Origin of the sequence: Erwinia sp. STN24 (assembly GCF_041320675.1) — a bacterium.
GTDB lineage: Bacteria > Pseudomonadota > Gammaproteobacteria > Enterobacterales > Enterobacteriaceae > Erwinia > Erwinia aeris.
The window spans coordinates 118,242-126,264 of sequence record NZ_JBGGPM010000008.1 but is presented as its reverse complement, the minus strand read 5'-3'; the positions used below and the strand labels follow the sequence as shown (position 1 = coordinate 126,264).

At 55.9% G+C, this 8,023-nt stretch carries 7 protein-coding genes and 1 riboswitch; of the genes, 2 read left to right on the top strand and 5 right to left on the bottom strand.

What is annotated here, in order from left to right:
• Positions 1 to 316: 316 nt before the first annotated feature.
• Both murI and btuB read right to left on the bottom strand, forming a co-directional pair.
• Positions 317 to 1,168 carry a glutamate racemase gene (gene murI, locus ACA373_RS20415; RefSeq protein WP_253457155.1) on the bottom strand — a complete coding sequence of 284 codons (852 nt, stop codon included), beginning with the start codon at positions 1,166 to 1,168 and terminating at the stop codon, positions 317 to 319.
• Positions 1,113 to 2,984: a TonB-dependent vitamin B12 receptor BtuB gene (gene btuB / locus ACA373_RS20410; RefSeq protein ID WP_370735000.1), complete on the bottom strand. Its 1,872-nt coding sequence runs from the start codon at positions 2,982 to 2,984 to the stop codon at positions 1,113 to 1,115. The genes murI and btuB overlap by 56 nt, the downstream gene beginning before the upstream one ends.
• A 65-nt stretch (positions 2,985 to 3,049) precedes the next feature.
• Positions 3,050 to 3,226: riboswitch (cobalamin riboswitch) on the bottom strand.
• Between the two features lie 123 nt (positions 3,227 to 3,349).
• On the opposite strand from btuB, the gene trmA reads away from it, so the two are divergent.
• Positions 3,350 to 4,450 (top strand): tRNA (uridine(54)-C5)-methyltransferase TrmA, encoded by a 1,101-nt coding sequence (gene trmA / locus ACA373_RS20405; protein WP_253457149.1) that lies wholly within the window; start codon positions 3,350 to 3,352, stop codon positions 4,448 to 4,450.
• Between the two features lie 50 nt (positions 4,451 to 4,500).
• On the opposite strand, the gene ACA373_RS20400 is transcribed toward trmA, so the two are convergent.
• The gene (locus ACA373_RS20400) at positions 4,501 to 4,854 is read right to left on the bottom strand and encodes a YijD family membrane protein (RefSeq protein ID WP_253457144.1); all 354 of its coding nucleotides are present in this window, start codon (positions 4,852 to 4,854) and stop codon (positions 4,501 to 4,503) included.
• A gap of 9 nt (positions 4,855 to 4,863) precedes the next feature.
• Positions 4,864 to 5,505 (bottom strand): HTH-type transcriptional repressor FabR, encoded by a 642-nt coding sequence (fabR, locus tag ACA373_RS20395; RefSeq protein WP_253457141.1) that lies wholly within the window; start codon positions 5,503 to 5,505, stop codon positions 4,864 to 4,866.
• Between the two features lie 193 nt (positions 5,506 to 5,698).
• Between fabR and sthA the strand changes: the two genes are divergently transcribed.
• Positions 5,699 to 7,099, top strand: coding sequence for a Si-specific NAD(P)(+) transhydrogenase (gene sthA, locus ACA373_RS20390; protein WP_253457139.1), 1,401 nt, complete (start codon positions 5,699 to 5,701; stop codon positions 7,097 to 7,099).
• Here sthA and oxyR read toward each other — a convergent pair.
• Entirely contained in the window at positions 7,082 to 7,999 is a 918-nt protein-coding gene (gene oxyR / locus ACA373_RS20385; RefSeq protein WP_253457136.1) for a DNA-binding transcriptional regulator OxyR, read from the bottom strand. The genes sthA and oxyR overlap by 18 nt on opposite strands.
• Positions 8,000 to 8,023 lie beyond the last annotated feature (24 nt).

Genomic DNA, 8,023 nt, shown 5'->3' with positions numbered 1-8,023 from the left:
ATTTTTTTGCGTCCGGAGACGCTTGATATCAATCCTGCGAGTGCCCACACAGATTGTCTGATAAATTGTTAAAGAGCGTTGCGGCCAGTGCTTTCGCTTCCTGCCGCGAGGTGGCGTATATTACGCTCTCCTCCTTCAGAGTCAACCACTTTTTCAGAAGTTTTCTCCGGCGATTCAGCTTCCTGAACCTTCTGACCCGGTGACCGTCAGGCCGTTGTTCCGTGTCAGTGGAGGCGCATTATAGGGAGTTTCTGACGGCTGACAACCCCTATTTTTAAAAAATTTTCCGACCGTTGTTTTTTTATGCAAAGCCGGGCTAAAGCGCCAGTTTTTCGAGCTTTTCGAAGCCATAACGCCGTAAAACGGGCATTAATTGTACTGCCTGCTCCGTCATTGCCAGACAAAAGGCCAGATTACTTTCTTCGGAGAAGACTTTTGGCGACTCATTTTCCAGCAGCCAGACGGTGCGACGCGCGATAGCCGCGCCGGAGTCGATTAATCGCGTCCCTTCAGGCAATACCTGTTGCAGTTCATCCGCCAATAAAGGGAAGTGCGTGCAGCCGAGCACCACCGTATCGGGCGGCTCTTTCATCCGCAGCCAGGGTTGCAGGATCTGTCTTACCTGCTCCAGCGGCACCTCTTTACCCTGCAGCTTGGCTTCCGCCAGCTCCACCAGCTCTGCGGAACCCAGCATTTCCGTTTTGCATTCACCGGCGAAGCGCTTAACCAGCTCATGGGTATAAGGACGCTTTACCGTCCCTCGCGTCGCCAGCAGGCCGACTACGCCGTTACGCGTTAAGCGCGCAGCGGGTTTAATTGCCGGCACCACGCCGACGACAGGAAAACTGAAACGTTCGCGCAGGGAGGGAAGCGTAACGGTGCTGGCCGAGTTGCAGGCGATAACTACCAGCGACAGCGGATACAGACGCGTAACGGCGGTCACGATTTCAAGCACGCGTTCAACAATAAAAGCTTCGCTTTTTTCACCGTAGGGGAAGGCAACGTTATCAAAGGTGTAGATATAGTGCAGATCCGGCAGCAGCTGCCGGATCTCTTCGCAGACGGAAAGCCCACCGACGCCGGAATCAAACACCAGCACGGTGGGTCGCGGATTAGAAGGTGTAGCTGCCGCTGAGGTAATACTCCCTTCCTGGAGTTTGATAGCCATAAACTGTCTCGTAATCTTTATCAAACAGGTTGGCTATTCTACCACGAACGGTCAGCCGGGATGTGACCGGATACGAAACCGCGAGATCCCATAAGCTGACGCCGCCAAGCTTCACAATTTTGCCGCTGACATCCTGTGAATACTCTTTATCGTAGCGCTGGCCCAGATATTGATAGCTGAGCGACCAGTCGAAGGCATACAGGGTGTAATCAAGCTGATACTTCACCTGCTGTTTGGCGCGACGCAAGAGGATTTCGTTGGTTTCACCGTTACGCGCATCCGTATAGTCATAGGAAAGCGTGTGGCTGACGGGGCCGGTATCAAACGACGCCGTGGTTTCCACGCCTTTAATCGTGGCTTTATTCACGTTGTAGTAGCTGCTGGTTACGTTGCTGTAGTCGATCAGACTATCGATATCGTTGCGATAGCCCGACACGTGCCAGGTAACCGGGCCGGTCAGGCCTTCGAAGCCCCCTTCCCACTGCTTGCTTTGCTCCGGATCGAGATCGCTGTTGCCGCCAAAGGAGCCGTAAAGCTGGCCGATGGTTGGCGCCTTAAAGGCCGTTCCATAGCTGGCGATAACGCGATAGCCTTCTGCGAACTCCCATGCGCCGCTGGTTTGCCAGGTGTTATGCCAGCCAAACTCGGCATGATCGTCGCCGCGCACCGCGCCTTCCAGCGTCAGTGAACCGAACGCCTGCTGGGCTGTTGCATAAAGGCCGGTATTTGTTACTTCGTGGCTGTCGGTAACGTAGACCGTGCCGGGCTCGATGGTTTGCTTCTGCCAGTCGACGCCGCCGCTAACGCTGCCGTTGCCTACCGCAATGTTATTGCCCCATTGCAGATTGTACTGCTGCGAGTCGTCTAACGTAGCGGATCCGTCATACCGTCCCAGGCCTGGGCTGTAGTTGTAATCTTTAGAGTGGCTATAGCTGGCGACAAGCTGAGAAGAGTAAAGCCCGTTATTGAAGCGCAGGCCGCCATCCCACGTCTGGCTGTAAAGCTGACGCGTATCGACATAGGTATCCGGCTTAACATAGGTAGAGTAGCCATCGTAGGCCGTGCGGTTGTCGTAGCCGTAGCCGCGCACGAAACCGCTGAACTCGTCATTGATCTGCTGTTCAATCGCGCCGTAAAGCGTTTTGCTCATAAAGCCATCGCGATCTTTCTGCCGCTCGTTGCCTGAAGCATCCGGATAGTTCGCCACCACATCATACCCTTTGGTATAGGTATAGTTACCCGCCAGGGTCACACGCGTGTTTTCCCCCAGCATCTGTTGCGTGGCGCCGTCATAAGCCTGATAGCCGTTTGAACCGACTCCGGCCGTTAAGGTCGTGCCCGGTTTTTCCCGCCCGGTAATAATGTTAACCACGCCGCCAATCGCATCAGAGCCATAAACGGCCGAGCGCGCGCCGCGCACGTATTCAATACGCTGCACCAGCGAGATCGGGATTTGGCTGAGGTCGGAAGAGCCGCTGATGCCGGCCTGATTCAGGCGAATGCCGTCAATCAGCACCAGCACGTGGCTGGAGTTGGTGCCGCGAATAAACAGCGAGGTTTGCTGCCCCAGCCCACCGTTGCGCGCGATATCCACGCCCGGCAGCCGACGCATCACATCGGCAACGCTTTTCGACTGCCAGCGATCTATCTCCTCGCGCGTGACGACCGTGGTGGGCGCAAGCACGGAGGAAACGGGTTGTGCAAAACGGTTTGCGGTGGTGACCAACGTGCTGTCGGCATCCTGCGCAAAGCCATATTGCGCCCAGAGGGAAAGTGCCGTAGCGCTGAAGGCGAACAGCTTCGGTTTCGTTATCATGGTGTCAGAGCATCCGGTAGATCATGCAGATGCCGCAGGCATACGAGAAAGAACGCGCTCGTAGGAGTTGCGACGTAATCACCGGCAGGTCTTCGGGCTCGGAATCATGAAACGGTGCAGACTTCCCATCCAAAGACAGTGTCAGGCGCCCACGACGACATTCCATACCGCTGCGCGTCAGCTCCAGCTTTGCACTGGATTCCCTTTTAACTTATTGAAAGGCCGGCAGCGCATTTTATGGTTAACCCATACAGAATTCCAGACGCCCGCGCATCCAAACGATGCCAGCACCGGACAACGCTGGACATTACGCGGCGGATGCCTACAATCGCAGGGCTTTTAAGGCCCTTAACCCAGGAATGACCATGACTCCCGAACAGCTGCCGATCGAACACTACGATGCCCAACTGGAAGAGAAAGTAGCCCGTCTGCAAACGCTGATGGTTCCTTTTACCGCACAGGATGTCGAAGTTTTCCGTTCGCCAGTCAGCCACTACCGTATGCGCGCTGAGTTCCGGATCTGGCACGACGGCGACGACCTCTACCATATTATTTTTGACCAGCAGACGCGCCAGCGTATCCGCGTCGACAGCTTTCCGGCGGCCAGTGAACTGATCAATCAGCTGATGCCTCGCCTGATTGACGCCGTGCGCGATAAGCCGGTGCTGCGCCATAAGCTGTTCCAGATTGATTATCTGTCCACGCTGAGCAAGCAGATTGTGGTTTCCATGCTTTACCATCGCGCGCTGACGGATGAATGGCAGCAGGCGGCCACGGCGCTGCGTGACGAGCTGCGTGCGGAAGGCTTCGATCTGCATCTGATTGGCCGCGCCACTAAAACCAAAATCTGCCTGGATCGGGATTTTGTGGACGAGCGTTTACCGGTAGCCGGAAAAGAGCTGATCTATCGTCAGGTAGAGAACAGCTTTACCCAGCCGAACGCGGCGATGAACATTAAAATGCTGGAGTGGGCGCTGGACGTGACAAAAGACGCCAGCGGCGATTTGCTGGAACTCTACTGCGGCAACGGCAACTTCTCTTTAGCGCTGGCACGCAATTTCCGTCGCGTGCTGGCTACGGAGATCGCCAAACCGTCGGTCGCTTCCGCCCAGTACAATATTGCCGTCAACAATATTGAAAACGTGCAGATTATCCGCATGGCGGCAGAAGAGTTTACCCAGGCGATGAACGGCACGCGCCAGTTTAACCGTCTGGAAGGCATCGATCTCAGCAGCTACGAGTGCGAGACTATCTTTGTCGATCCGCCGCGTAGCGGGCTGGATGAAGAGACGGTAAAAATGGTGCAGGCTTACCCGCGCATCCTTTATATCTCCTGCAACCCGCAGACGCTGTGCGACAATCTGGCTACGCTTTCCGCCACCCATGACGTTGAACGGCTGGCGCTGTTTGACCAGTTCCCCTATACCCATCATATGGAGTGCGGCGTTCTGCTGACGCGGCGCTAAACGCAAAAGAGCGATGCCAGGCATCGCTCTTTTTATTGCACCGTCGGGCGTTAGCCGCCTCTGCGCGCCCGCAGCTTCAGGCCAATCCAGAAAATTAGCGCAACCATCAAAATAGTCTGCACAAAGTTAGAACCGATTTCAGGATATTCCGCGCGGACGATAGCGCTGTAAACCAGGATGCCGAGCAGGAAAAACGCAGCGGCGAGAGAAGGCATGCCGTCCGGCATCGCGCGGTTAAGATAGCGCTGATGCAGGCACCAGGCGGAAAGGCCCAGCGCGATAAGCGGGAAAACGGAAAACGGCACTATCGAACTGAACAGCACCGAAAACGAGCCGTTAATGGATAGCCCGGTCAGAAAGGCCAGCAGCAGCGTACCCTTGTCCCGGCCAGTCGCTAAACTCATCTCACTCTCCTAATCATGGGCGCCTGGCGACACCGCCAGCCGCTCCTGTTCGCGTCGATACCAGTAGTAAGCGCCTTTAGAGATCATCCGTAGCTGCAACACCAGCCGCTCTTCCAGCTGGCGTCGCTGCGCCACGTCAATATCCAGCGCCTCGGCCCCGGCGTTAAAGACAATAATAACCATCGCCTCCGCCTGCGCTTCGGTAAAGCTGCGCGGCATACGATTTTCAACTTCAAGATAGTCCGCCAGCTCGGCGATAAAATGCTGGATTTCACGGGCTACCGCGGCGCGAAACGCGGCCGACGTGCCGGAGCGTTCACGCAACAGCAGGCGGAAAGCGTTGGGATTATTGCCGATGAATTCCATAAATGTGGACACCGAGGTGCGGATGACGCTGCCGCCTTTAGCGATACGCTGACGCGCCTGGCGCATCAGCTGGCGTAGCATCAGGCCGCTCTCATCCACCATTGTCAGCCCAAGCTCGTCAACATCGCGAAAATGACGATAAAAGGAAGTCGGCGCGATGCCCGCTTCCCTGGCGACTTCCCGCAGGCTCAGGCTGGCAAAACTCCGCTCGGCACTCAGTTGGCTGAATGCCGCTTCGATCAGCGAACGCCGTGTCCGTTCTTTTTGCTGCGCTCTGACGCCCATGTTTGTGCCTGTTTTGCCTGCCAGATTTGCACTATATCAAACTTTTCAGCGTACAGCGGTATCAACTTTGTGTACGCCTGTTAACCTTCCGCTTTGTCAATAAATGGCAAATTGAACAGTTAAAATTGGGAACCCGCTCACGAGATGTTAGAATAAAGTTGAAAATTTGTATAAGAATATAGGACGTATTGGTATGCAACAGTCTTATGATTACGACGCCATCGTGATTGGTTCCGGTCCTGGCGGCGAAGGCGCGGCGATGGGCCTGGTTAAACAGGGCGCGCGCATTGCCGTTATCGAGCGTTATCACAATATCGGCGGCGGTTGTACCCATTGGGGAACCATTCCATCAAAAGCACTCCGCCACGCCGTCAGCCGCATTATCGAATTTAACCAGAATCCGCTTTACAGCGATCACACCCGCCTGCTGCGCTCTTCTTTTGCTGACATTCTGAACCATACGGAAAACGTTATCAGTCAGCAAACGCGGATGCGTCAGGGCTTTTACGAGCGCAACCGCTGCGAACTGTATCAGGGCGACGCCCGTTTCGTTGACGCCAACACTATCGAAATCGTTACGCACGACGGCAGCGTGGAAAGACTGACCGCTGAGAAATTTGTTATCGCCTGCGGCTCGCGTCCTTATCATCCGGTAGACGTGGACTTTACCCATCCGCGCATTTACGACAGCGATTCCATTCTTAATCTGCATCATGAACCTGGCCACGTGATTATTTATGGCGCGGGCGTGATCGGCTGCGAATATGCTTCTATCTTCCGTGGGCTGAACGTAAAAGTTGATTTAATCAACACGCGCGATCATCTGCTGGCGTTTCTCGATCAGGAAATCTCAGATTCGCTTTCCTACCATTTCTGGAACAGCGGCGTGGTTATCCGCCATAACGAAGAGTTCGAGAAAATCGAAGGCGTCAGCGACGGCGTGATCATGCATCTGAAGTCCGGCAAAAAAGTGAAGGCCGACTGCCTGCTGTACGCCAACGGCCGTACCGGGAATACCGATGCGCTGGGGCTGGAAAACGTCGGGCTGGAGGCGGACGGCCGTGGCCTGCTGAAGGTCAACAGCATGTATCAGACCGCCCAGCCGCATATTTATGCCGTAGGCGATGTGATCGGCTATCCAAGCCTGGCTTCTGCCGCTTACGATCAGGGCCGCATTGCCGCTCAGGCGCTGATGAAAGGCGAAGCGAACGCGCACCTGATTGAGGATATCCCAACCGGTATTTATACCATTCCGGAAATCAGTTCGGTGGGCAAAACGGAGCAGCAACTGACGGCGATGAAGGTGCCTTACGAAGTGGGTCGGGCGCAGTTTAAGCATCTGGCGCGCGCGCAGATTGTGGGGATGAACGTTGGCAGCCTGAAGATCCTTTTCCACCGTGAAACCAAAGAGATCCTGGGGATCCACTGCTTTGGCGAACGCGCTGCCGAGATCATTCATATCGGCCAGGCCATCATGGAGCAGAAAAACGGCGGCAACACGATTGAATACTTCGTGAATACCACCTTTAACTATCCCACCATGGCCGAAGCCTACCGCGTGGCCGCGCTGAACGGGTTAAACCGCCTGTTTTAACGCGCTGTTCATATAGCCCTGCATATGGGTGCGGATCGCCTCTGCCAGCTGCTCATAGCGGCCGCGCAGCGGCGAGCCTGGCCGGTACACCAGCGCGATGGTGCGCTGCGGTTCCGGCTTGTAGCACGGCAGATAGCAAACGCCGTCGCGCACGCGCTCTTTCGGCACCGCCAGCGCAGGCAGCAGCGTGATGCCGCTGCCTGCCGCCACCATATTACGCAGCGTTTCCAGGCTGGTGGCGCGGAAATGCGTGTCTTCGTCTGCCCCGGCCTGAAAGCAAAAGCCCATTGCCTGATCGCGCAGGCAGTGGCCGTCTTCCAGCATCAGCAGCTTCTCGCCAGACAGATCCGACATCGGTACGCGATCGCGGTCGTGCCACGGATGATCCTGATAGATCGCCAGCTTCATCGGCTCATCAAACAGCGGCACCTCGATAAAGGCTTCTGACTCTTTCACCAGGGCCAGGATCGCGCAGTCGAGCTTGCCGCTGTCCAGCTGCGCCAGCAGCTGCTGCGTTTGCGCCTCGTGCAGATACATCTCCAGCTTGGGAAAGGTTTTGTGCAGCGTCGGGATAATCTGCGGCAGCAGATAAGGTCCCACGGTCGGGATCAGCCCGATATGCAGCGGTCCGGACATCGCCTCGCCCTGCTGGCTGGCCATCTCTTTCAGCACCTTGACCTCGCGCAGCACGGTGCGCGCCTGGTCGACCAGCAACAGGCCAGCCTGAGTGAAAAGCACTTTACGGCTGGTGCGTTCTAACAGCATAACGCCCAGTTCATCTTCCAGCTTGCGGATCTGACCGCTGAGCGTAGGTTGACTGACGTGGCAGGAATCAGCTGCCCGTCGGAAATGCCGATGTTCAGCCAACGCTACCAGATACTCAAGATCGCGAATATTCATCTTTTCCTCCGAGCCACGATAGTT

What these genes read in the sequence shown, in the direction of transcription:
- btuB (WP_370735000.1), bottom strand. Translation starts at nt 2,984, where the DNA reads ATGATAACGAAACCGAAGCTGTTCGCCTTCAGCGCTACGGCACTTTCC.
- trmA (WP_253457149.1), top strand. Translation starts at nt 3,350, where the DNA reads ATGACTCCCGAACAGCTGCCGATCGAACACTACGATGCCCAACTGGAA.
- oxyR (WP_253457136.1), bottom strand. Translation starts at nt 7,999, where the DNA reads ATGAATATTCGCGATCTTGAGTATCTGGTAGCGTTGGCTGAACATCGG.
- murI (WP_253457155.1), bottom strand. Translation starts at nt 1,168, where the DNA reads ATGGCTATCAAACTCCAGGAAGGGAGTATTACCTCAGCGGCAGCTACA.
- fabR (WP_253457141.1), bottom strand. Translation starts at nt 5,505, where the DNA reads ATGGGCGTCAGAGCGCAGCAAAAAGAACGGACACGGCGTTCGCTGATC.
- sthA (WP_253457139.1), top strand. Translation starts at nt 5,699, where the DNA reads ATGCAACAGTCTTATGATTACGACGCCATCGTGATTGGTTCCGGTCCT.
- ACA373_RS20400 (WP_253457144.1), bottom strand. Translation starts at nt 4,854, where the DNA reads ATGAGTTTAGCGACTGGCCGGGACAAGGGTACGCTGCTGCTGGCCTTT.